Raw genomic sequence first — 23166 nt, 5'->3', positions numbered from 1 at the left:
TCATTTCCCCCGTGGCCTTAGTTCAAGACTGTCCCGTAGCTGATCCCCAATCAGATTGGATAAAAGAACGAACAGCATAATGGCTACACCCGGAATGACCATCGCCAGCGGAGAACTGTGAAAATAGGCCCGTCCCTCATTCAGCATCGCTCCCCATTCGGGGATAGGCGGCTGTAGCCCAAGTCCAATATAGGATAGAGCCGCGATCATTAAAATGATTTTACCCAAATCCAGTGTGGCTACGACCACAATTTCTCTGAAAGCCGCTGGGAGCAAATGCCGGATGACCAATCGAATCGTTGGTACCCCGCTCAAGCGGGCACTGCAGATATAATCCTTCTTTTTTTCTGCCATCAGGCTGATTCTCACCAGACGAGCATATGCCACCCATTTTACCGATACAATCGCAATCATCAGGTTGACGACACCCGGCCCGAGCAAGCCCGTCAGTACAATCGCAATCAAGTAATCGGGAAAAGCCAGAATGGAATCCGACACCCGCATGAACAATCGGTCTACCCCTTTTCCCATAACCCCTGCGATTACCCCGGCAGGAATGCCAATACCAAGAGACAGAAGCAAAATCAATAAGCTTGTTCCAACCGTATTTCTGCCTCCGTATACCACCCGTGACATTAAATCTCTGCCCAAACCATCCGTACCCAGCCAATGCTCGGCGCTTGGGGATTGAAGCCTACGAGTGAGCAAAACGAGCAACGGATCATTTTTCATAAACTCAGGCAGGATGAACAGTGCAGCTATTCCACCTATAAACAACCATAAAGGAAGTCGGGATGTACTCAATGTCTTCCCTCCTTCAAGCGGATTTCAGGGTTCACGTATCCCACCGTTACATCCGTCATCACGTGAAGCAGCATAATGACAGCACCCATAAATAAAATGTATCCCTGAATCATCGGGTAATCCCGGTTATGAATAGCTTCTACAATAAACTTTCCCAGACCCGGATAGGCGAATATCGTTTCTACCACGACACTTCCCCCCAGCAAGTTTCCCACACTGACGCCAAACATGGTCATTACTGGAGTCAGGCTATGGCGACACGCATGCAACCAAAAAATACGCTGCCTTCCAATCCCTCTGGACCTTGCACCCAGAATAAAATCCTGACTCAAGCTGTTTAACAGGCTGGAACGAATAAGACGTACATATACCGCAGCCATCGTAAGTCCCAGTGTCAGCGAAGGAAGCACCAGATGCATCAAAGTACCGTTCCCCATGGCTGGAAAGATCGACCACCTTACCGAAAACCCCTCAATAAGTAAAAGTCCTAGCCAAAAGCTGGGAATCGATGCTCCCATGATCGCGAGCACCCGGCTGACTCGATCAATCCACTTCTTGGGATATAAAGCTGAACAAGCGCCCAACGGTACTGCAACTCCGATCAACACCACAATGGAGGTAAACGTCAGAAGAAGCGTCGCTGGCATCCTCGTCCATATTTCTTCTATGACCGGACGATGTGTCATGTAGGAAGCTCCCAAATCCAAACGAATGAATTTCGAGAGCCATTCCCCATATTGCACGATAACCGGCTCATTCAGCCCCATGATCTCCCTTTGAATTTCCACTTGCTCATTCGTAAGCGCCACATCATCCACACGCAGCAGTTGTCGGACAGCGTCTCCCGGAGCAAGCTTGATTCCCGCGAAGCTGATGAGCGACAGAAGAAAAATAAACAGGAAAAACTCGATCAGCCTTTTCCCAAGCATTTGAATCATTTGGCTTCAACATCCAACTGGTTGGTAAGGATGTAATATTCGCTTTTGCTGGTAACCCAGTTTTTCACACGGTCTTTGTATACAACCAGCGTGTTCGGATGCACCAGATAGGAATAGTACGTCTGCTCATGAATTCTCGTGAGCGCTTGAGATATTAGTTCATCCCGTTTTGCTGTATCTACGGTTTGATCTAACTGGTAAATCAATTTATTTAACGACTCATCGTTTATTTTTCCATAATTCAGCGTTCCATCTGGCAAAAACGATACATTCAAAAAGTAGCTGGCATCACCGCGAGGCGCAATCAACGGACTGTACATACCGAGATCCCAAGTCGTATCGTTCATCAAATAGTCTTCGTAATTTTCAACCTGCTCAATTTGCAGCGTAATGCCCAATTGCTTGGCTTCCGATTGCAAAGCTTGTGAGAAGATTGGGAACTCGGCTCTGGATGCATAAGTCACCAGCTTTAAGGTTAACGGCTTCCCGTTTTGCGTTACTTTGCCATTGTCCACCTGAAATCCGGCTTCCTTAAACCACTTGAGCGCTTCTTCAGCCCCGGTTTTGCGGGTTGGATATTCCGGTACAAACGGGAAATCCGGTAAAAATGGACCTTGCGCCACTGTAGCCTGTCCGCCCATAATAGCGTCCTTCAGCTCCTCGCGGTTAACCAAAGCATCAAATGCCTTACGCAAATTCGCATTTTGGAACAAAGGCCTTTTCGTGTTAAAAATCAACTCATGTGTACGCAAGCTAACCACTGAATCCAGCTTGAGCTGGTTGTCTTGCTTCATTTTGTCCATGCTTTCAACAGGTGGGCGATAGACGATATCTGCATCACCGGATAAAATGGCGGATAAACGTGCATTCGCATCCTCGTTAAAAGCAAAAACCGCCCGATCCAGCTTGGCCGCCCCACTCCAATATGCATCATAGCGGGTAAGCTTTAATGATGTGCCTGCGGTGAAGGATTCTACTTGGAAAGGCCCTGTACCGATTGGCTTTTTATCCGGATCGGCTGCTTCTGTATCCAGAATGGCTGTATTGGGATGAACCAGTTCGGATGGGAACTGAGGGAATGGTTCTTCCGTCACCACATGCAGCGTTTGACCGGAGGCTTTCATGAATTTAATTCGCAATACCTGCTTAACCCCCGGATTCAGCTCTATTGAGCGTTCCAACGATTGCTTAACCGTCTCTGCGGTGAGTTTTTTTCCGTTTTGAAAGGTTACACCGTCACGAATCTGAAACTCCCAGTTTTGCCCGTCTTTACTCGACCATTGGGTAGCCAGCCATGGCTGGATTTTTACGTTCTCGTCCAGTTTAACCAACGTTTCTACGACACCTGCTCTTAACGGAGTATAATCCAGACCGGGATCAACGGTCTGACTAGCAAAGTTAAACAGAAAGGTCAGCTCTTTCTTTGGCTGCTGTGTTGCTTGCGTTGAACCCTCTTGAGGGCCAGAACAAGCAGCCAGTAAGACTACGGTCAAAAGCATACATACCATTGGGATAAACCTGTGTTTATTCATATTTCCCCTTCATTTCTCTATCGTTTCCTTCCATCTTACCTACCTTTGGCTTGTCATGACCTGGCCCACTTGAGCCATATATGCCTTATAACCTTGAACATTTTGTGACTATTATTATAGATACCTTGTATTAAGGCAAAAAAAATAGCCTCCCGGCAAAAATGTGCTGGAAAGCTGGTATTGATTTATTTTACCGTGATCGTCCCATAGAACATGTACATACCGCAGTTATACTCATATACACCCGGTTTCAGGTCCTTGACAGTAAAATAGTTATTTTCGTGGTCCATAAAGACGTCCATTCCAAGCTTCAACGATTGTACTTCATCTATGCAAGTAAAGGATGTCGATCTCTTAAAATTAATTTTAGTCGGGACACCAGCTTTTATTTCAATATTTTTAGGATAAAAACCGTCTCCCTCTACATTGACCGTAGCAATTTCATACTTGGCTTTGTCCGGCTCTTCTTGAACGGTTTTAGGTTGGCTAGCCGGAAACGACGACACGCTCCCCTGAAAATAAAACAAGACAAACCCGCCCACGATCAGCGCTACAAAGCCAATCAGCATCAAGTGCCAATGCTTAGAGATAAATGTTTTCATTCAGATCATTCCCCTCCAGTTGACCGTTCATGTGAAGCACGCCAACTCTAACCAGTATACAAAAGTTAATCAAAATTTAAAATACCTCATTCGAGCTATATTTTGAACTAAATGGTGTCAAAAAAACAAAGAGGCTTATGACCTGAATTTAGGATCATCAGGAACAAGCCCCATTTCCAATGCATATCTCGTCAGTTGTACACGGTTCTGTACATGCAGCTTCTGCAAAATATTTTTCAAATGGTTTTTTACTGTGTACTCGGAAATACCGTACTTTTCGGCGATTTCCTTGTTCGTCCACCCTGCGGCCACCCCATATAAAATATCCTGCTCTCTTGAGGTAAGACGGACCTGTGGTTCCTTTTTCGCTGTTATGGTGACGTCTTTCAAGATTTGAAAAGCCAGTTCCCGGCTCAGTGGTGCTTCCTCATTCACAATAGAATGCAGGTATTCCAGCCATGTGGAGGGCGCTATATTTTTTAACAGGTAGCCTTGGGCCCCCCGTTTCAAAGCTTCAAGCAGATGAATCATATCATCCGACACGGTAATCATCACTATTTTGACATATGGAAACATGAGCTTAATCCGCTGTGTAGCCTCCAGCCCGTCCATTCCAGGCATCGAAATATCCATCAGGATCAAATCTGGAAGCCACTGCTCGGTAAACTCAATTGCTTTTTCGCCGTTGTCCACCATCCCGATGATTTCAAAGCTTTGATCCATGGACAATATTTCACAGATGGCCTCGCGAGCATGAGCAGAATCGTCTACGACCAGTACACGGGTATGCGTCATTTATGTTCTCCCTCTTTGGTTATTTCCACCATGGTATACGAAGAATCCGACAGAAGCTGCAACGTCCAGTTCATATCTCCCGCTCTTTCCTTCATGATATTCAGGCCGTATCGGTCTTTAAACCGAAAAGGATCGGTCGTAAAACCTTTGCCATTATCCTTGACGATGACTTTCCAATGATCGTGGTCACCTTCTCCAATAATCCAGCCTTTGGAAGCCCCTGCGTGCTTTTCAATATTGACAACTGCCTCACGAATGCAGGCCAGAAGCTCTACTTTCTCTTTTGGAGTCAGCGCATCGTCGGGAATGTTCCACCGAATATCTACGTACACAGGAATTTCGTGAATCATTTGTTGCACCTTATAGTCCATAGATTCGTTGGTTGACTGCGTCTCGTCGATGGTCGGATCAAATCTTAAATTGGCAATCGCCTGACGAACATAACGGTTTACTTCGTGGACGGTCTTTCTGACTTTATAAATATCCTGACGATACTGCTCCTGATCTTGGTTATGCTCCAGGCGATCCATTTTGACGGACAATAAAAAAAGTGATTGGGCAATCCCGTCATGCAGCTCCCTGGCAAGATCCTCTCTGGCTTCAAGGGCTGCCTTGGCCGCGCGTTCGTGTTGCAACTCCATCTGAATACGTTCCAGCATATGAAAAAGCTTGGTCAACAGCGTCACACTGACCAAATACAAGATGACCGGAGTCAGCCAGTTTCCCAGATCCATGGATATATAGGGGAGCAAGAACTGGTGTCTTACATATTCCCAGGCTCCAACCGTTAGTGTAGGTACAAATAGGATAATCCATTTAATTTGATTATACGTCATAAGGGCCTCCTTGCAGCAGCACGAAACTTGCACTAACCGAGCAGATCAGTGGTCCAAAGCGTTCCGAGTGTCTTTATGCCTCCAAGCATACCTTTTTTGCTGATTCGGAACAAGATCAATCCTACAGCGGATAGAGAAGGAAAAAAGCCAGCATATATCCATGCCGACTCCAAAGTGTATGTTCATTTTACCGAAGCCTGATCTTCTCTATTTCTTTACAGACCGGGATGATCCAGCTCATACAGGTTGCGGTATCGGGGTTGCTCCTGCCAGAGCTGCTCGTGACTGCCTCGCATGGATATGCCACCCTGCTCCATAAAGATCACCTCGTCCATATGCTCCATTCCGGTCAGATGATGTGTAATCCAGATGAGCGTTTTGCCCTCCAGCACACGAAACATCGTCTGCATCAGTTCCTGCTCTGTCAGCGGATCGAGTCCTACGGTTGGTTCATCCAGCAGAACAATGGGGTGATTCTGAAGCAAAATCCGCGCCAGTGCAATTCGCTGTCTTTCTCCACCGGAAAAGCGTAGGCCCGTTTCCTGCATCCGAGTGTCATAGCCATCTGGCAAGGAATCAATCAGCGTTCCCAGACCCACCTGCTGCGTTACTGCACGAACCTCTTCCAACGTAGCATCGGGCCGCGCCAACCGAATATTGTTCGCTACCGTTGTATCGAACAAATACGGTTGCTGGTTTAACACTGCAAACAGGCTGGAATACGCCCCGCCTGTATACACGGGCGCACCTGCGACAGTGACGCTCCCTTCATCCGGCTGCAATGCACCCTGAATCAGATTCAGCAGGGTGGACTTACCCGCACCGCTACGACCAAGCAGTGCAACCTTACCCCCTTGCGGCACACGCAGGAAAATATCGCGCACGCTCCATTCTTGCGTTGCTGTATAGCGGTAGCTCACGTTGTTCAGCAGCAGTTCACCTGCGTTGCCCGATCGCTGGGCGGTAACATGTTCCGCCTCTATTTTATCTACTATGCCTCCTGCTGCTTGCCGCCCTGTATGCACAGAAGCCGAGGTCGAAAACGGTACAGATGCGGCAGTTGTAGGTGTATGTTTTTCCGAATCTTTCAACCGTCGTAGTGAATCTTGATACTCCGGCGCATGGACCACCGCTTCTCCAGCGCGGACGAAGGCATCCAGCAATGGAAAAGCAACAAGCGCAAAGGACGCCAGCCATGTTGCCTCTATGCGGTTCTCTGCTACCAGCCCTCCAGCCCATATGGTCATCATCACAATTCCGCCACCTACGACGCACTGTGCGATCCAATGAGAGCGCCATTCGCTTCGCCGAAGTGAATTTTCTACTACAGCAGCCTTGTTTTGCCGTTGGGTGAAGGAAGCCAGAAAATGTCCAGTCCGACCGCTCAGCACCAGATCACTCATGCCGAACAATGCATCGGTCAGCTCCTGATAGGCTGTGCTCCGTTCCTGCTTGAACGTTCGTCGTTTAGCGAGCGAGGTCCACAGCGAGATGGCCGGGGCGATAAAAAGTAAAAATCCGCAATACAGTGCCATCATCAAGGCAAAGGTTCCGTCCATCCATCCGAGTGCTGAAATCCCCAGAGCATAGATGAGCAACGCCGATATCGCAGGCAGAACCAGCTTCAAATATATGTTTTGAAGCTGCTCAATATCCTCCGCCAGCAAACCCAACAGATCCCCTGTGCGAAACTTGCTTCGAATCATAAGCGCTTGCGGTTCTACTGCCCGATACAGCCGCACCCGCATACGGGACACGAGACGCAGCGCGGCATCATGCCCCACCAACCGTTCCAGATACTGAATGACCGCTTTACTAAAACCAAACGTTCGTACAAGCACAATCGGAACGTACACCATCAATATATTTTCCGGTTTTAAAGCCGAACGGGTAATCAGGTGACCGGACGTAAAGAGCAATGCGCCTGCACATCCAATTGCCAGAGCGCCCAATAGCGCCGCAGCCAGAAAGGCCCAAAAATATTGTCTCAAATAAAATACAAACCAGCCTTGGCCGCTATTGTCCGTGGCTCTCATATCTTCCGTCCCCTCCTTCCGTCATTCCCGTCAGCAAACGGTAATATCCTCCCTTACGGGCAACCAGTTGCTTATGTGATCCTGCTTCCTCCAGACGACCTTGATTCATCATCCAGACACAGTCCATATCCGGCATCCAATGGAGTCGATGAGTCGCGAGAAACACTCTTTTATGTTGCAAAACAGATAAAATCGTCTGTTTTAGCTCCCATTCCGTCTCGATATCCAAATGTGCAGTCGGCTCGTCCAGCAAAATAACCGGACGATTACTCAGCAAAGCACGCGCCAACGCTATCCGCTGCGCCTGTCCTCCACTCAGCGTCCGGCCCGCTTCACCAATCGGCTCATCCAATCCATTCGGAAGACCATCCACCAGCTCACGCAGTCCAACCGCGTCAATCGCCCATTCCACTTGCTCGTTGGATGCCTCCGGTTCATAAAACCGGATATTATCCGCCAAGGAAGCGCTGAACAGGTACGGATGCTGCGGAATATAGGCAATATGTCGCTGCCATTCGGCTTTGGTATCACCAGCCAATGCCCACCCATTCACGTTCAGCTCACCCGACGTCGGTTCAGCGAAGCCTCCAAGCAAACTGAGCAGCGTTGTTTTGCCTGCACCGCTGGCTCCGACGATGCCGATCATATTCATATGCGACTCAACACTCGCGGATATGTGGTCAAGTCGTGCGGAACCGTCCTCATTAAGAAGGCATATATCCGATAGCCTGATCGTATCCTGTCCTGTGATATTTAGGGCATTGCCGTCACCCTTAGCATTGTCTGTGCGGCCACTCCCCGTAAGGATATCCACGGAATCTGTTTGCTGAGCCGCTTCATTCTCTGTACCGCGAATGGAGCGCATCGCGCTCCAAGCCTCCTTGCCATCCAGTGAGGCATGATAGTCCGATCCCAACTGGCGTACAGGCATAAAATATTCCGGTGCCAAAATCAGTACCGCAAGTGCCGCTTCCAGTCCCACCGATCCGCTAATCAGACGCAAGCCCAAGCCTACCGCCACAAAAGCGACCGACAGCATACTAAAAAAATCGAGCGCAAAGGAGGACAGGAACGCGACCCGCAGTGTACGCATCGTAGCCGTGCGGTACTGGTCGCTGACCTTCCCGACCGTTTCTCCATGCTCCCGGCTACGGCCCAAAAACCGTAGCGTCTGTAGGCCGCGCAACGAATCCGTGAAATGATGCGACAATAGGCGATAGGAGCGCCACTGTTTATCTGCCTGCTTCCGCGCCGCCAAGCCCAGCAGGATAAAGAAGCCAATCAGGATGGGCATCGTAGCCGTCAAAATCACACCTGAAATTACATCCAATGTGAAAACAGACACGAGCACAAGTATCGTCACACACATCATGTCAATCATACGAGGAATGGACAGTTCCAAATACGTGCGAAAACGATCCACTCCATCCAGCGCCAACGTCACCAGCTTGCCGCTGCCTTCCTTGGCAGCAAAAACAGGTCCTCGCTCGAACAAACGAGCAAGCAGACGCTCCCGCAAGGAAGCGCCTGATGCTTCGGCAAAGCGGCCTGCTGTCCGGCGTTGCAGCCAGATCATCGTATGCCTCGCCGCAAAAGCCGCGAAAAACAACGCCAGTGACGGCCAAGCCATCACCAGCGGATGTTTATCAAATAAAATCGTTATAGCCTTCGCCAAAAAGATCGCTTGCACAATCACAGCGGCCCCCTGGGCCAGGGAAAGGGCGGCCAGCAGCAGCATTACCGGCCGAATGCCCTTTAATCCAAACCATGCTTTATCCATTAGTATTCCAAATGGTCCTTTTCACTGAGACGCTTATGGAAAACAAAGTAGCTCCACGCCTGATAAGCCAGCACAAAGGGTAAAAGCGTTGCTGCAACAATCGTCATGGCTTTCAGGGTGTAATGACTGGAGCTTGCATTATATATCGTCAAATCAAATGCACTGTTGATCGAGCTCACCATAAATCTCGGGAACAAGCCGACGAACAACGAAACGAATGTCAGCAAAATGATAGCTCCCGTCATCCCGAAGGCCCAACCTTCGCGGCGTTGTTTCAGGAAATACCATGACAGCACATAGGCGACGATCCCCACTGCAACTGCAGCGTACATATAAGGGCCACGACGTGCGAATAAGTCTGTTGCAAAATAAGTCCATACCACCATACCCGCGAGCAAAACACCTAATATCGGAAGAAATTTTGACGCAATCACACGAGCACGATCCCGTACTTCTCCAATCGTCCGCAGAGAAATAAACGTTAGCCCATGCATCAGGCACATCCCAACCACGGTCAGTCCAATCCATACCGTATATCCGTTAAACACATCGGAGAATCCGGCTTTCAAGTCCATGTTTTGCTGAATAGGTACACCCTTTACCAAAGCCGCAAAAGCCATACCGAACAGCATCGGCGGCAGAAAGCTACCCATCAGAATGCAGGCATCCCACGTCCCTGTCCACCATTTCCCTTCTGCCTTACCCCGGAACTCAAAGGAAACTCCGCGTAAAATCAAACCAAGCAGAATAAATACAAATACTAGATAATATCCGCTGAACATGGTCGCATACCAGTGCGGGAAAGCCGCGAACATCGCACCTGCTGCTGTGATCAACCATACTTCGTTAGCATCCCAGAATGGACCAATCGTATTGATCATCAAGCGTTTTTGCTGATCATTACGCGGTACCAGACCTGTAGCCATACCCACGCCAAAATCAAAGCCCTCCAGGAAGAAGAAGCCGGTAAACAGCACAGCAATTAATAAGAACCACAAATCATTTAACGACATTGGTGTCACCCCCTTGAGCAAATGGATCATGGATTACCGTTTCCTGATGTGGTTCGATATCCGGACCTTTGCGAGCCGTACGGACAAACAGGAACGTCAGCACACCCGTTAAAATTAAATACAATGCGGTAAACGAGATCAGTGAGAACAGCACTTCCCCTGCCACAACGGTAGGCGAAACGGAATCTTTGGTTTGAAGTAAACCAAAGACCGTCCAAGGCTGACGCCCCACTTCTGTCATGATCCAACCCGCAGTATTTCCAATGAATGGAAGAGATATACCGAGCATCATCAACCGGAAGAACCAACGATGCGAACCCTCCAATTTTTTACGGAATGTCAGATAGGCTCCATACAAAGCAAGTACAATCATGGCACATCCGGCTGCAATCATAATGCGGAAGCTCCAAAATGTAGTACGTACCGGCGGAATATAATTACCGGGGCCGTAGGCTTTTTCGTATTGTGCCTGAAGCTCATTCATCCCCAGTACCGCGCCGGACAGCTTATTATAGGACAGCAAACTGAGCGCATAAGGAACCTTAAATTCAAAGCTGTTTTCTTTCTTTTCAGGGTCAATGCCTGCAATAACTGTCCAAGGGGCCGGGTCACTACTGTTTTCCCATAACCCTTCACTGGCAGCCATTTTCATTGGCTGTGTTTCCACCAAATATTGAGCCTGTCCGTGACCAAACATCGGGATTAACATCGAACTAATCAATGCAACAATAATACTTACTTTGAAAGAAGGCTTGAAAAAGTCCAGATTCTTTTTGTGCATCAGCTTCCATGCACTAATACCTGCCACGAGAAAAGCCCCTGTCGCAATAGCTGCAAACAATGTATGTGGAAACTCCCATAACAGTTGTTCGTTCGTCAACAGAGCGAAAAAATCTTTCATTTCTGCGCGACCGTTATGAATCTCGTATCCTACCGGACGCTGCATGAATGAGTTGGCTGCCAAAATCCACAGGGCGGACAGCATCGTACCAATGGATACCAGCCACATACAGGTTAAATGGACTGCTTTGGACAGCCGTTCCCAGCCGAATACCCACAATCCGATAAAGGTTGATTCCAGGAAAAAGGCAAGCAGTGCCTCAATCGCCAGCGGCGTACCGAACACATCACCGACAAAACGGGAGAAGTCAGACCAGTTCATCCCGAACTGGAACTCCTGCAAAATCCCGGTGACCACGCCTACTGCAAAGTTAATCAGCAAAAAAGTTCCCCAGAATTGAGCCATTTTTTTGTATAAATCATTTTTTTTGATTACATACATGGTCTCCATAATTGCCACCAGCAACGACAATCCAATGGAGATCGGCACATAAACAAAGTGAAGAATTGTTGTGGTTGCAAACTGCAACCGTGCCAATTCTAATACGTCCATGATGTTATTCCTCCCCCTGCGCTTCTCTTAAGAATGAATGTTAATAATTGGGTTCTGAAGCCTCCCTTCATCCTTGTGATAGTATTCACATTATTACATATGGAACGATCACTTTTTATGAATAGCCCCCTCAGGCATCTTCATTACGGAATCTCATGATCCGGCTTCAGAATATCATCATTATATAGAATAGGTTTGAATGAAATAGAATCGAAAGTGTGAACATCGTGTCAAAGCTGTGTCGTAATGATGGCGAATTTATGAAAACAACTCAAATCTTCTAGTTAGTGTGACATTTTCGATTGATCTGTCTGATTTTTTTCCAAGCAAAAAGCCTCTCTTCGTCCGGAGACTTTTGCTCCGACATCCGCAAGAGAGACTTCATCAATTTAACCCACGGGAATCCATCAACTGCCATCCGTCCCTCTGTTCTTCTGAACCCGACTACGATAAGAGGAAGGCGACATCCCCGCATATTTTTTGAATTTGCCGTGAAAATAATCGGCATTGGCATATCCGACACGTCCTGCCACCTGATGCACCCTGATTCCCTGTGCAAGCAATTCCCTTGCCCGCTCGATCCTCACCTTGTCCAGATAGGCGTTAAAAGCTTCGCCCGTATGGCTTTTGAACAATTTGCCCAAATAGCCGCTGTTGTAATTAAACATATCCGCCAACAGCTCCAAGCGCAAATTCTCATCATAATGACTATGAATGAAATCAATCAATTGTTTCATGATCGTTTCCTTACCACCTGGATCGGTCTGACCAATCCATTGCAGCACATGCTCCATTGACCGATCCACCAGCTCTCCCAAGGTTGAATAGGCATATACATCCGTAATCAAGCGGGAATGCTCTTCCAGCACCGTACGGCTCTGTTCCTGTCCAGCCGCATACTTGTTCAGCGCCAAGGTAAATGTCTGTGCAAACGCCGCCTTGATTTCAGCCTCTGAACGATAGATCTGTGGAAATTGGACCTCCATTTCCTTCAATACACGTATTGCAGCTTCACGATTGGACATATCCAGCGCGTAGTACAGCTTCTCTGCATAACGCATGGGGTCTGATGCTTTGTCAGTCGTTTCGCACATTTCCTCGTCCGAAGTTTCCAAATCGTGCAGGTCACTGGTAAGCATCACCCTTTCCGCACGGAACAGGAAAGTACGCTCCAGTAGACGCAGCGCCTGTTCAAAAGAACTCGAAATATCATGAAGTCTCTCCACCGGATCACCAGCAGCTACGTATATTTTCGTTGCCCACGGCTTTAGCGCCTGTCGCCAGGAAGCCAGCAATCGAACAGCATTTTCTTCTGTGTCCACCGTGGAGGGAAGTAGCAAGCCTGTATATATTCCTGCCTCGAATACAATCCCCCTGCCCTGCTCCCCGCACATTTCCGTTAGCCGCAGCTTTGCTGCCGACTGCCGAGCTTGCCGATCCCAGTCGGGTATCCGAAGATCCAGCAGTACGACCTGATAGCTTCTCCAATCCAAAGAGGGTGGCGCCGGATGCTGGCCATGATGTTCAGCTTGCTCCGTTCCTCCGTGGAGAGGGTCGCTGTGTTCCAATGCACCACGATTAGCCCGATCTTCCTGAACCGGAAACAGCAGGATTTCGATCCAATCGCTCTCATGGGCAGGCGGGTTCCCCCACTTGCCGTCTTCTTTTTCGCTCTCAATGCTTCGCCTTACCCGTTTCAGCTCTGTCGTCATTTCTTCTTCGTCCACAGGCTTCAATAAATAACCATCCACGCCAAAGCCCATCGCCTGCCGCGCATAATCAAAGTCCGCATATCCACTTAAAATGAGAAAATGAAAAGGCTCGCCGTTCATTTCGCGTATGCTCCGTATGACCTCCAGCCCGCTCATCCCCGGCATACGAATATCAACAATGACCAGCTCCGGCCGGTGCTCCTTAAATTTATCCAATGCCTCGCGCCCGTTCCCTGCGGTATCTACAATATGAAAGCCGCAGTCTCTCCAATCAATAATGGAGGTTAATCCTTCACGAATCGCAGGCTCATCATCCACAATCATCGCTTTATACATTCGACCCCTCCTCCTTGGGTATTGAAAAGGTTACGGTTGTTCCTGCCTGCGGTACGCTCTCCATGTGCAGACCACAATGTTCACCATACATCAGCGTCAGACGCTGGTGAACATTGCGCAGACCAATACTGCTCCCTTCCGGCTCTTCCGTGCCTGTGATACGGTCAAGCAGACGGGCCAACTGTTCTGCCTCCATGCCAACTCCATCGTCGGCTACTTTTATTTGCAACTCTCGCAGCTCCATCGAAATATCGACTTTCACGGTAACCGGTTCTTCCTTGTTTTCCAGGCCATGAATAACTGCGTTCTCCACCAGCGGCTGTATAATTAATGGAGGAATGGACATTTCCTCAGCGCTTTCTGCCAGATTCACTTCATAGACCAAACGATTTCCAAACCGAAACTGCTGAATTTGTAAATAGGATCGCACCATATCCAGTTCCTGACGCACTGTCGTTTTACCGCTGCCAATCTCCAGATTCCGCCGCATCAATCGGCCAAGCAAACGCACCGTCGTTGCAATCTCGGCTTCCCCGTTCAGATGCGCCTTCATTCGAATAGACTCCAGCGCATTAAACAGGAAGTGCGGGTTAATCTGACTGGCCATCATTTTCAGCTTGATATCCTTTTGTGCCATTTCGAGCCTGTTGTTTTTCTCACTCGCTTCATACACTTGCCCCATCAACTGGCGGATGCTGGCAACCATATAGTTGAAGCGACGGGACAAGTCCCCGATTTCGTCCATCCCCTCCACGCTCGACACGACATGGAAATCCCCTGCAGCCACCTTACCCAGCTCATAACTCAATCGCTGTAGCCGTTTGGTGATCAGCCAGGAAATCATCGTAATCAGAATCAAAGCCATGACCAGCACCGCAAGAACACACAATGCGCCGATCAAGCTGATTCGGTTCGCTCCCTGTACAATGTGTTCCGTCGAAAACACCGAAATAATCGTCAATCCGCTCACACTTGAGGCTGGCAGCAGCTCATCCACAATAATGTTCGAGGATTTCCCGTTTATTTTTGCTTCATATATCCCCTTACCCCTACCCTGTACATCAAAGCCCAAATGCAAATCCGTCAATGTTTGACCCACGGACTGTGTATGGGTAGCCGCGACCACAATTCCGTTACGATCCACAATCAACGTTTCAAACGGCTCCTTGCTGAGCATATGGTTCAGCTCCGTCTGACTCAGTGCAATCATCAGAACTCCCTTGGTATTGTATTCGGGAAAGGGAATTTGCCTCACCAGACTCAGCCGATTAACCGGGTTGTCCTCTTTATCCTGAATATAAAACCAGTTAATCGCCGTCCCCTTCAAGGCCGTCTCGAACCACTTCTGCTGCTCAATGCCAGAATCTACAGGGACAAATTCCAGATTATTAACAAGCGTCGGATTATACGAATAAAACCGGATGGTCGCAATCTCTCTATACTGCTGTACATACTCATTAAAGTCTTTGTATTGATGATACGCATTCATCAGCTCTACCATGCCCGAATAACGGCGATTCGCCATCTCCCTCAGCCTTTTATCGAACATCAGCCCATTTGAAATATCCGTGGGTACGCGCAGTAAATTCGCAGTCTGGCTCTTGATCTTTTCCACATTGTTCACCGTTTGGGCAATCGCACTGTCCAAAGCCTGCTCCCGCAAATAAAACGTGACACAGCCGCCCACCACCAGCACCGGGATCATGACAATCAGCACGTAGGAGAACAGCAGCTTATTTCGCATACGCATATTATTCATCAGATGTCGAACTCCACGATACATGCCATCCCCCCGTTAGATAAGCGCTTACATTAATATGTATTACTTACTCACCGCATCACGATATACATGATTTCAGTTTAAAGCTTCGCAACATCTATATCTATATTTTTTGCAAAATAAAAATGTGGCGAACGGAGTCACCACACTTTACGGATCATGAACTATTCACGCACAAAAGGTTCGATATGCACACCCTGCGGCAGCTTTTGAGGATCGTCCGGGTTAATACGGTCATAGAACATAATGCCATCCAAATGGTCCATCTCGTGCTGTACCACAATCGCCGGATAGCCTTTGAAAGTCAGCAGTTCCTGCGTTCCGTCCGGCAAATTGGCCTTAATGCGAATTTTTTCATAACGCGGGACATATCCGGGTATGTAACGATCCACTGACAAGCAGCCTTCGCCCTGTTCCAAATAAATCATGGACGTCGAGTGGCTGACCAGCTTCGGATTAAACAGCGCATACTCAACCGTTTTGTCTCCATCCTGATAATAGACAGCACACATTCTTTTGTTCAGACCTACCTGATTGGCTGATAATCCCACACCCGGACGCAGATCATAACGGGTTGCCAGCTCTTCATTTTGACTATTTTTCAGATAATCCATCATCCACCGCATCTGTTGAAGATCCTCTTCACGCAGCGGCAAGCATACCGGATCAACCTTCGTACGCAAAATCGGTTCCCCTTCGCGCACGATATCCTTCGTGAGAAGCATGTCCATTGGTTGATTGCTCATTCGTCAGCCTCGATTCTACTGCAAGTTTTATCCCATAAATTATATCTATTCATGAAATGAATTGTCAAAAAGATAAACAAGAAAAGAGACTTACATATCACACTAAGTGATTTGTAAGTCTCCTGATCTATGACAGCCATACAAGCCCTGCTATAAATAAGTCGATACCAAAGAACTGAATGGGCACAATAACGATAATGCGCCCCTCCGACCATGTAGTGGCTTTTTTCTTAATCCAATAGCTCGAACGCAGCTTCCTGGACGTCTCTTGAATTAGTGCCGATCCATACTTTAAAATCTCCAGATTCTGCCTGAAAGGAGCCATCCGAAGTGTTGAATTTCAAATCATCCTCTGTAATGGTGAATATAACCTGCTGACTTTCACCCGCAGTCAGGGAAATCCGCTTAAAACCTTTAAGCTCTTTTACAGGCCTTACGACACTGCCGACCAAATCCCGAATGTACATCTGTACAATTTCTTCCCCGCAGTATTCGCCTGTATTAGTAACGGTGACACTCGCTGTGATACTACCTCCGCGATGTAGATGCTCGGAATTAAGGACTACTTCAGAATATTTAAAAGTCGTGTAGCTCAAGCCATATCCGAAAGGATATAAAGGCTCATTGGACGCATCCAAATATTTTGAAGCATATTTTCCTTTTCGTTCTGTAGCTGGTCTACCGGTATTGTAGTGATTATAATAAATCGGAATTTGCCCCTCATTATACGGAAAACTCATGGTGAGCTTGCCAGACGGGGTATAGTCTCCATACAATACATCGGCGATGGCATGTCCAGCCTGTGAACCGAGATACCATGTCTCGACGATGGCATCCATATGCGTCTCAAACCAGTCTAACAACACAGGACGACCATTTGTAAGTACCAATACCGTCGGTTTGCCCAGCTTTACGATTTCTTGAGCTAGCTCCAGTTGTGCTTCTGGCAGCGAAATTTTCGTTTTGGAAGCCGCTTCGCCGGAATGCTCGCTTTCCTCACCGAGAGCCAAAACGATAACATCGCTATAAGCAGCGGCTTCAAGCGCTTCGGTAATTCCACCCTCAATTTTATGTTCAACGGCACAGCCTGCCACCACTGTAACAGAATCGTTCGCCGCAAGCTTGGATAATACCCCTTCCAGCAGACTTACCGTTTGTTCTCCATAATTGGAGAATTGCCAGGAGCCCAACAAATCTTTACTTAGGGCAAACGGTCCAATTAAAGCGAGCTTTTGACCCGTCTTCTGTAAAGGCAGCACTTGTTTGTTTTTTAACAGCACAATGGACTTTCTCGCCAACGATCGGCTCTCCTCCAAATGTGCTTGAGACATGTATAGCCGTTCAGCCTCTTCCGGCCGAATGTAACGATACGGATCGTCCATAATTCCAATCTTGTATTTATAAGTAAGGATTCTGCTTACTGCTGCATTGATATGTTCTTCCGAAACCTGGCCTTCTGCCACCAGTTCAGGCAAAAACTTGGCATACATCTGTGTGACCATTTCGATGTCCAGCGTAGCATCCAGAGCTTGCTTGGCGGCTTGCTTGTTATCTTTGGCAACCCCGTGGACTGCAAGCTCCGAGATGGAACCATAGTCGGAAATAACCATGCCCTCAAAACCAAGCTCTTTTCTTAATAGCGTATTTAATATCTGTTTATTTCCGGCAATCGGTATGCCGTTATACGTGTTAAACGAGTTCATAACAGAGCCTGCGCCAGCAGCTAATCCAGCCTCAAAAGGAGGAAGATAGGTCTCTCTTAACCGCTGTTCCGATATATCTACCGTATTGTAATCTCGACCACCCTCAACAGCACCGTATGCGATGAAATGCTTGAGGCAGGCAATGATAGAGTCCCTGTCGGATAAATCTTCGCCCTGGAAGCCTTCGACCTGAGCTTTGGCTATTTGTGAGCCCAAATAGGGATCTTCGCCCGCCCCTTCTACTACACGGCCCCAACGAGGGTCGCGCGTAATATCCACCATGGGTCCATGGTTATAGGTCACGCCGGAGGCCGAGGCTTCCTTCGCTGAAATCGCAGTCGCCCGTTTGATCGCCTCCAAATCCCAGCTACAGGACCAAGCCAAGGGAACCGGAAAAATCGTTTGATAACCATGAATAACATCGGCATTGAAAAACAGCGGAATTTTCAGGCGTGATTTCTCTACTGCAATTTTTTGCAGTTCATACACCTTGTTCATATCAAAGGCTCCAAGGATGGAGCCTACTTTACCTTCTTCCACCAGTTTCTGCGGTGTGTCTGAAATGACCGTGTTGCCAAAGGAAAAAGCTGAGGCTACCGTTTGGCTCATTTGGCCGATTTTTTCTTCTAACGTCATTCGGTCTAGCCATTCCTTAACGGCTGCATCAATTTCCGCAGCACTTCTCTGAACGGGTTCGGAGTGTTTTTCTTCCTTAATTTTCTGTTTGAGTCCTTCGAGCAACGAGGGTCCTTCCCCTACAGTTCCCGCCAGTTTGATGCTTCCTAACTTGGGAAAATCAATAGAACCGCTGCATTTTTCCGCCTCAAAGCCCAGTTCCAAGGTCACTTCTTTGCCAGCCAGCAGAGCAGACCGTCCGACGGCCTTCAACTTTCTCTGATCCACCGAAACTTTAAAGAACTCCACGTTAAAGTTCATAGGCTCCATTTTCATATTTACGGTATAGCCATGGTCGTTGATAATTCTAAAAATGAACTTCATATTCAATACATCAGTTTGTACAATACAGTTCCAAATTCCTAACATATTCAGGCTGCACCTCCCAATTCTTCCTTCTTCGCGTGCTTATCAAGTGACTTGAAGAAAGGATAATAAGTAGCAAGAGATATGAGGATCAAAAATACCTGAAACAAAGCAACCCTCCAGCCACCGGACATAAAACCGTTAATAATAGGTGGAAGACCCAAAGGTACTTGCAGTCCCAGACGAGGCAATACATCCATCGTAGTTAGGAAGTAGGCCAGTGTGTAACTGATGATTGGACTGACGATGAAAGGAATCGCCAATACCGGGTTTAAAATAATCGGAGCACCAAAAATGGTCGGTTCACTGATCCCAAATATAGCCGATGGAAAAGCAATCTTGCCCAACGCTTTATAACGTTCACTTTTAGCCACAACCAGAAGAATAGCCAGTCCAATCGAACAGCCTGCTCCAATTCCGTACACAAACATGAAGTTCATGCCCACAATGTTCGGAAGAGGTTGTCCTGCGGAGTAGGCGGACAAATTCTGTAAATCCAAGGCCATAAAGATGGGCATCATCACCGACAAACAAACCATTCCTCCGTGAATCCCTACGACCCACAAGATTTGACTCAAAAGCCCGATCGTCAGAATAAAAGCCCAATACGTTCCTCCCAGATTTTGAAGAGGGGTCTGCAGGAGATGATAAACAAAGTTATGAATATTTCCATAGGAAGTTACATTGAACAAGCCATTAATACACAAATCAACCGCGATAATCACGAGTCCCGGGATCAGCCCGGCAAAAGATTTTGCAACGGACGGTGGAACGCCATCCGGCATCTTAATGGATATTCCCTTTTTAAGAAGCAAAGCATATAATCTGCCTACCATTAAACCCATAATAATAGATATAAATAATCCGGTTGCTCCCAGCCACTGAAACGGCAAGGAAAATGCTCCATCCTTACTCATATCCAATGGAGTGACGACTAAAAAGCTCAGCAAGGCCAGTATGCCTGCATTCAGTCCGTCTTGCTTATAATTTTTGGACATGCTGTATGCAATACTAAATACGGCATAGAGAGCGATCATGTCTGTAGTCAACTTGGTCGCCAACTGAAGGTAATTTTTCAATCCCGTGTCTGTAATAAAGCTTTGATAGGCATCTATGGGTAGGGCATTAACTAACGCCGCAATGGAGCCTACGAAAATAATCGGCATCGTCCCCATTAAGCCCTTGGAAATAGCATCGAAGTATTTATTATCTTGTAATACTCCCGCAAATTGCTGTAGTTTTTCAGTGAAGGACTCTATTGAAATTGCCATATGGCTGCGCCTTCTTTCTCGATGTTTGTATATTTTTAATGGTGCAATTCATAAAATACTTCAATTAATTCCTCAATTAAATCAATGGTTAATAAAGAGTTCATTAAATGATCCTGTGCATGTACAACCAGCAGATTCATTTCCAGCTTTTGATCGTCGGCTTCCTGCTGCATCAGCTTGGTCTGCACTTTATGTGCTTGAACCGATTCCTTGGAGGCTTCCTTAATCAGTGCTCTGGCTTGTTCAAAATTCCGTTTTCTCACTTCACCGAGTGCGGAAAATGCCTTTTTGTTGGCTTCGCCGGAGTGTAGAATAATTCCCATAATATGTTGTTCTGTCTCTGTCTCCATATTCCATCCCTCTTCTTTCTTTTTTATTTCTCACATATTTGGATCATAAATTGTTTTTATGAACTAACTCAATTGCAAACTCAACTACTTTTTTTCCGTTACCCATTCCGTAATCCAGAGAATTAATGACAGCAATCGGCTTACCGTAAGAACCGTACTCCTTCTCGACTCCCTTGAGCTTGTGGCTCACCTGCGGTCCCAATAAAACCACATCAAAGTTGTTAATGTAATCAGATAACTCTCCAATCGGATGAGCCTCAATGACCCAATCCTGTTGATCTGGCTCAAGGGACTTTTTCATTTTGCTGACCAATATACTGGTAGACATTCCTGCGGCACAAACTAATAAAATATTCATAATAAACGATCTCCTTTTATATTAAATTTGCCATAAAAGCCTGAAAATTTTCCGCGCTTGTGAGCGCTTTGACATGGTCTGTTTCCAAAATTCGTTCAATCATGCTGTACAATCGGTTCAGCTCTTCTTTTTCCTTCGGATTAATGGCCACCAGCATCACCAGTTTGATTTTTCTGCCTTCATGCTTGATCGGCTCCTCCAGCACCCCTACCGAAATAGCTGTTTTGGTGGAGATATAATCCATCGCATGTGGCAGAGCAATTAAATTTGCCAAAACAGTGGACTGCATCTGCTCCCGCTCAATGACAGATTGATAGAACTCTTCACCATCGCTAATCATGTGCTGCTCTAGCAAATTTGCTGTTAATGTACGTAGAACTTGAAAGTAATCACCCGGCTGTCTAACGTATTCAAATAATCCCTCGCTGAAAAAAGAATGGCCGTTCCCTGATTCGTGACTGTTCTGGCTGTGAATACGAATAGGACTTTGTAAATATTTCTCGATTTTATTCAGGTCTGACCGGTTCAGCAACGGATTGACCTGCAACACAGGAATGCTTGTGTCCGCTTCTATGGGTACCGTAGTCACTATAAAATCAACCTGCCCCAAGTCCCCATTCAATACCTGTTCAAGCTGATACATAGAGTACCATCCCAAAATGTTCAGCCGTTCACCATAATAGGACAACAGCTTGCGGTATAAAAGCTGAGCCGTTCCCAAGCCTGAGCCACACATAATGGCAACCGCAGGCTTGTCAAATACTTCTTCCAGCGCCACGGCAAGGTGTAATGAAATGTAGGTCAGCTCTGATTCATTAATCGTTAGCCCGTACCTTTCTTTAATGATAGGTACAAGGACATTCGATAGCTCAAAGGCAAAAGGATACTTTCTTCGCGTTTCCTCTTTTAAGGGATTAATCTCAAAAGTATGCGTTTTCAAACGATAGATCAGCGGACTTATATGTTGAATAAGATTATGGGTCAAATTCTCATTGTTCAGAAAATTAATACCAAATTTACTTCGTATCTCGACCAATAAGTGCTTCACAATGTCAACAGCTTCTTGGTTCTGTGTATATGAATCATCATTTTTCACATTTAACAGCCGCTTGGATTGGAAGCGTTGCTGTAGATACTTCAGTTCATTTTCCTCCGGTTCAGCCATAAGCTTGCTCATACCTGCCAAGACAATTTTCACAATATCCGGGTCCAGCTCTTCCTCAATCTGTTGATCTATAATAAATCCCGTCTGGCTGCGCTTCATGCTGATATAAAAATCTATAAACAAGGAGAAAATGTCCTGATCGGTTAGGAAGTACCCGTAAGAATTAAGCATATTCATAACTAGCTTCTGGAACTCAATAAGATCATCATAGACATGGGGTTCCTTGAACAGATATTTTATGCGATTCATAATTTCCAAGTGCTTGCCTGTTGTCCCCTGCTGTAGAGCATGGTATAGAAGCGCCCGCTTGGAAATTTCATTTCCCGACAGCAATAAGCCTTTGGTTTGAGATACCGTTAACTGCAAGCTTGAAAAGCTATGAACGACTTCACTCACTCGCTTGATATCATAATTAATGGTCGTCTTGGAAACGTAGATATCATCGGCTATAGTTTCCATCGTTATATAGTCGGTTGAAAACAAGAGCTTGAGCACGATATACACGGTTCTTTCAATAGGCGTATTCGGTACATCCGTCTCCTGATCCGTGAGATTGAACTCCTCGAAAATACCTCTAATGATTTTCTTATCTCTGGGCTCGATATAATAGCCGACTTGCTTCGATGAATGAATCTGGACTTTATATTTAGACAATTCGTTATTCAGCAGCTTAATATCCGAACGAACGGTTCTGGCACTGACCAAAAATTCTTTCGCAATGGAACTGCCGGTAAGTGGATCGTTTCCAAAGAGAATACGAAGAAGTATACTGATTTGACGATTGTTCATTTATGATCTCCCCCCCTTTCACCACACTTTGCCCATATCACCCTCCCTGTAAACTCTATGAATTCATTGTAAACGACAAAGGATGTCAGAGATATTAAACGAATTTCCTATGACATTAGGAAATGATAAATAATCAGCTTTCCAAAGTAAAAGGCCCCCTGAACCAGTAAATGGTCAGGAGGCTTT

Annotated in this window: 18 protein-coding genes; all 18 read right to left on the bottom strand. The window is 46.8% G+C overall.

The window, feature by feature from the left end:
• The 18 genes from nikC to ABIA61_RS20765 all read right to left on the bottom strand — a co-directional run bounded on the left by nikC (position 1) and on the right by ABIA61_RS20765 (position 22980).
• Complete coding sequence (gene nikC / locus ABIA61_RS20850; protein WP_404520768.1) at positions 1-804, bottom strand: nickel transporter permease; 804 nt, start codon at positions 802-804, stop codon at positions 1-3.
• Positions 801-1742 carry a nickel ABC transporter permease gene (gene nikB, locus ABIA61_RS20845; RefSeq protein ID WP_404581216.1) on the bottom strand — a complete coding sequence of 314 codons (942 nt, stop codon included), beginning with the start codon at positions 1740-1742 and terminating at the stop codon, positions 801-803. The genes nikC and nikB overlap by 4 nt, the downstream gene beginning before the upstream one ends.
• Entirely contained in the window at positions 1739-3250 is a 1512-nt protein-coding gene (nikA, locus tag ABIA61_RS20840; protein ID WP_404520808.1) for a nickel ABC transporter substrate-binding protein, read from the bottom strand. The genes nikB and nikA overlap by 4 nt, the downstream gene beginning before the upstream one ends.
• A 209-nt stretch (positions 3251-3459) precedes the next feature.
• Positions 3460-3876 carry a cupredoxin domain-containing protein gene (locus tag ABIA61_RS20835; protein ID WP_283653342.1) on the bottom strand — a complete coding sequence of 139 codons (417 nt, stop codon included), beginning with the start codon at positions 3874-3876 and terminating at the stop codon, positions 3460-3462.
• 135 nt (positions 3877-4011) lie between these two features.
• Positions 4012-4671, bottom strand: coding sequence for a response regulator (locus tag ABIA61_RS20830; RefSeq protein WP_404520766.1), 660 nt, complete (start codon positions 4669-4671; stop codon positions 4012-4014).
• On the bottom strand, positions 4668-5507 hold the full coding sequence (locus ABIA61_RS20825; RefSeq protein ID WP_404581215.1) for a sensor histidine kinase: 840 nt from the start codon (positions 5505-5507) through the stop codon (positions 4668-4670). Before ABIA61_RS20825 ends, ABIA61_RS20830 begins: the two co-directional genes overlap by 4 nt.
• 215 nt (positions 5508-5722) lie before the next feature.
• Positions 5723-7543: a thiol reductant ABC exporter subunit CydC gene (gene cydC, locus ABIA61_RS20820; protein ID WP_283653343.1), complete on the bottom strand. Its 1821-nt coding sequence runs from the start codon at positions 7541-7543 to the stop codon at positions 5723-5725.
• Complete coding sequence (cydD, locus tag ABIA61_RS20815) at positions 7524-9323, bottom strand: thiol reductant ABC exporter subunit CydD (RefSeq protein WP_404581214.1); 1800 nt, start codon at positions 9321-9323, stop codon at positions 7524-7526. Before cydD ends, cydC begins: the two co-directional genes overlap by 20 nt.
• On the bottom strand, positions 9323-10336 hold the full coding sequence (cydB, locus tag ABIA61_RS20810; RefSeq protein WP_283653345.1) for a cytochrome d ubiquinol oxidase subunit II: 1014 nt from the start codon (positions 10334-10336) through the stop codon (positions 9323-9325). The genes cydD and cydB overlap by 1 nt, the downstream gene beginning before the upstream one ends.
• Entirely contained in the window at positions 10323-11729 is a 1407-nt protein-coding gene (locus tag ABIA61_RS20805) for a cytochrome ubiquinol oxidase subunit I (RefSeq protein ID WP_404520764.1), read from the bottom strand. Before ABIA61_RS20805 ends, cydB begins: the two co-directional genes overlap by 14 nt.
• Positions 11730-12136: 407 nt before the next feature.
• Positions 12137-13777 carry a response regulator transcription factor gene (locus tag ABIA61_RS20800; protein ID WP_283653347.1) on the bottom strand — a complete coding sequence of 547 codons (1641 nt, stop codon included), beginning with the start codon at positions 13775-13777 and terminating at the stop codon, positions 12137-12139.
• Complete coding sequence (locus ABIA61_RS20795; RefSeq protein WP_283653348.1) at positions 13770-15560, bottom strand: cache domain-containing sensor histidine kinase; 1791 nt, start codon at positions 15558-15560, stop codon at positions 13770-13772. Before ABIA61_RS20795 ends, ABIA61_RS20800 begins: the two co-directional genes overlap by 8 nt.
• A gap of 161 nt (positions 15561-15721) precedes the next feature.
• Positions 15722-16303 carry a peptide deformylase gene (gene def / locus ABIA61_RS20790; protein WP_283653349.1) on the bottom strand — a complete coding sequence of 194 codons (582 nt, stop codon included), beginning with the start codon at positions 16301-16303 and terminating at the stop codon, positions 15722-15724.
• A 230-nt stretch (positions 16304-16533) separates the two neighbouring features.
• Positions 16534-19050 carry a glycoside hydrolase family 3 N-terminal domain-containing protein gene (locus tag ABIA61_RS20785; RefSeq protein WP_283653350.1) on the bottom strand — a complete coding sequence of 839 codons (2517 nt, stop codon included), beginning with the start codon at positions 19048-19050 and terminating at the stop codon, positions 16534-16536.
• Positions 19051-19052: 2 nt separating this feature from the next.
• On the bottom strand, positions 19053-20318 hold the full coding sequence (locus ABIA61_RS20780; RefSeq protein WP_283653351.1) for a PTS sugar transporter subunit IIC: 1266 nt from the start codon (positions 20316-20318) through the stop codon (positions 19053-19055).
• 35 nt (positions 20319-20353) lie between these two features.
• Positions 20354-20668 carry a PTS lactose/cellobiose transporter subunit IIA gene (locus tag ABIA61_RS20775; RefSeq protein WP_283653352.1) on the bottom strand — a complete coding sequence of 105 codons (315 nt, stop codon included), beginning with the start codon at positions 20666-20668 and terminating at the stop codon, positions 20354-20356.
• Between the two features lie 43 nt (positions 20669-20711).
• Entirely contained in the window at positions 20712-21026 is a 315-nt protein-coding gene (locus tag ABIA61_RS20770) for a PTS sugar transporter subunit IIB (RefSeq protein ID WP_192511402.1), read from the bottom strand.
• Between the two features lie 16 nt (positions 21027-21042).
• Positions 21043-22980, bottom strand: coding sequence for a BglG family transcription antiterminator (locus ABIA61_RS20765; protein ID WP_283653353.1), 1938 nt, complete (start codon positions 22978-22980; stop codon positions 21043-21045).
• Positions 22981-23166: the final 186 nt, after the last annotated feature.

The organism is Paenibacillus sp. RC21, from assembly GCF_044907935.1.
GTDB classification, from domain to species: domain Bacteria; phylum Bacillota; class Bacilli; order Paenibacillales; family Paenibacillaceae; genus Paenibacillus; species Paenibacillus terrae_A.
Note: the sequence above shows the minus strand (reverse complement) of the source record. Positions and strands in the feature narration are given on the sequence as shown.

What these genes read in the sequence shown, in the direction of transcription:
- ABIA61_RS20800 (WP_283653347.1), bottom strand. Translation starts at nt 13,777, where the DNA reads ATGTATAAAGCGATGATTGTGGATGATGAGCCTGCGATTCGTGAAGGA.
- ABIA61_RS20830 (WP_404520766.1), bottom strand. Translation starts at nt 4,671, where the DNA reads ATGACGCATACCCGTGTACTGGTCGTAGACGATTCTGCTCATGCTCGC.
- nikA (WP_404520808.1), bottom strand. Translation starts at nt 3,250, where the DNA reads ATGGTATGTATGCTTTTGACCGTAGTCTTACTGGCTGCTTGTTCTGGC.
- ABIA61_RS20775 (WP_283653352.1), bottom strand. Translation starts at nt 20,668, where the DNA reads ATGGAGACAGAGACAGAACAACATATTATGGGAATTATTCTACACTCC.
- nikB (WP_404581216.1), bottom strand. Translation starts at nt 1,742, where the DNA reads ATGATTCAAATGCTTGGGAAAAGGCTGATCGAGTTTTTCCTGTTTATT.
- ABIA61_RS20780 (WP_283653351.1), bottom strand. Translation starts at nt 20,318, where the DNA reads ATGGCAATTTCAATAGAGTCCTTCACTGAAAAACTACAGCAATTTGCG.
- ABIA61_RS20805 (WP_404520764.1), bottom strand. Translation starts at nt 11,729, where the DNA reads ATGGACGTATTAGAATTGGCACGGTTGCAGTTTGCAACCACAACAATT.
- cydB (WP_283653345.1), bottom strand. Translation starts at nt 10,336, where the DNA reads ATGTCGTTAAATGATTTGTGGTTCTTATTAATTGCTGTGCTGTTTACC.
- cydD (WP_404581214.1), bottom strand. Translation starts at nt 9,323, where the DNA reads ATGGATAAAGCATGGTTTGGATTAAAGGGCATTCGGCCGGTAATGCTG.
- ABIA61_RS20835 (WP_283653342.1), bottom strand. Translation starts at nt 3,876, where the DNA reads ATGAAAACATTTATCTCTAAGCATTGGCACTTGATGCTGATTGGCTTT.
- cydC (WP_283653343.1), bottom strand. Translation starts at nt 7,543, where the DNA reads ATGAGAGCCACGGACAATAGCGGCCAAGGCTGGTTTGTATTTTATTTG.
- ABIA61_RS20785 (WP_283653350.1), bottom strand. Translation starts at nt 19,050, where the DNA reads ATGTTAGGAATTTGGAACTGTATTGTACAAACTGATGTATTGAATATG.
- ABIA61_RS20825 (WP_404581215.1), bottom strand. Translation starts at nt 5,507, where the DNA reads ATGACGTATAATCAAATTAAATGGATTATCCTATTTGTACCTACACTA.
- ABIA61_RS20770 (WP_192511402.1), bottom strand. Translation starts at nt 21,026, where the DNA reads ATGAATATTTTATTAGTTTGTGCCGCAGGAATGTCTACCAGTATATTG.
- ABIA61_RS20765 (WP_283653353.1), bottom strand. Translation starts at nt 22,980, where the DNA reads ATGAACAATCGTCAAATCAGTATACTTCTTCGTATTCTCTTTGGAAAC.
- ABIA61_RS20795 (WP_283653348.1), bottom strand. Translation starts at nt 15,560, where the DNA reads ATGTATCGTGGAGTTCGACATCTGATGAATAATATGCGTATGCGAAAT.
- def (WP_283653349.1), bottom strand. Translation starts at nt 16,303, where the DNA reads ATGAGCAATCAACCAATGGACATGCTTCTCACGAAGGATATCGTGCGC.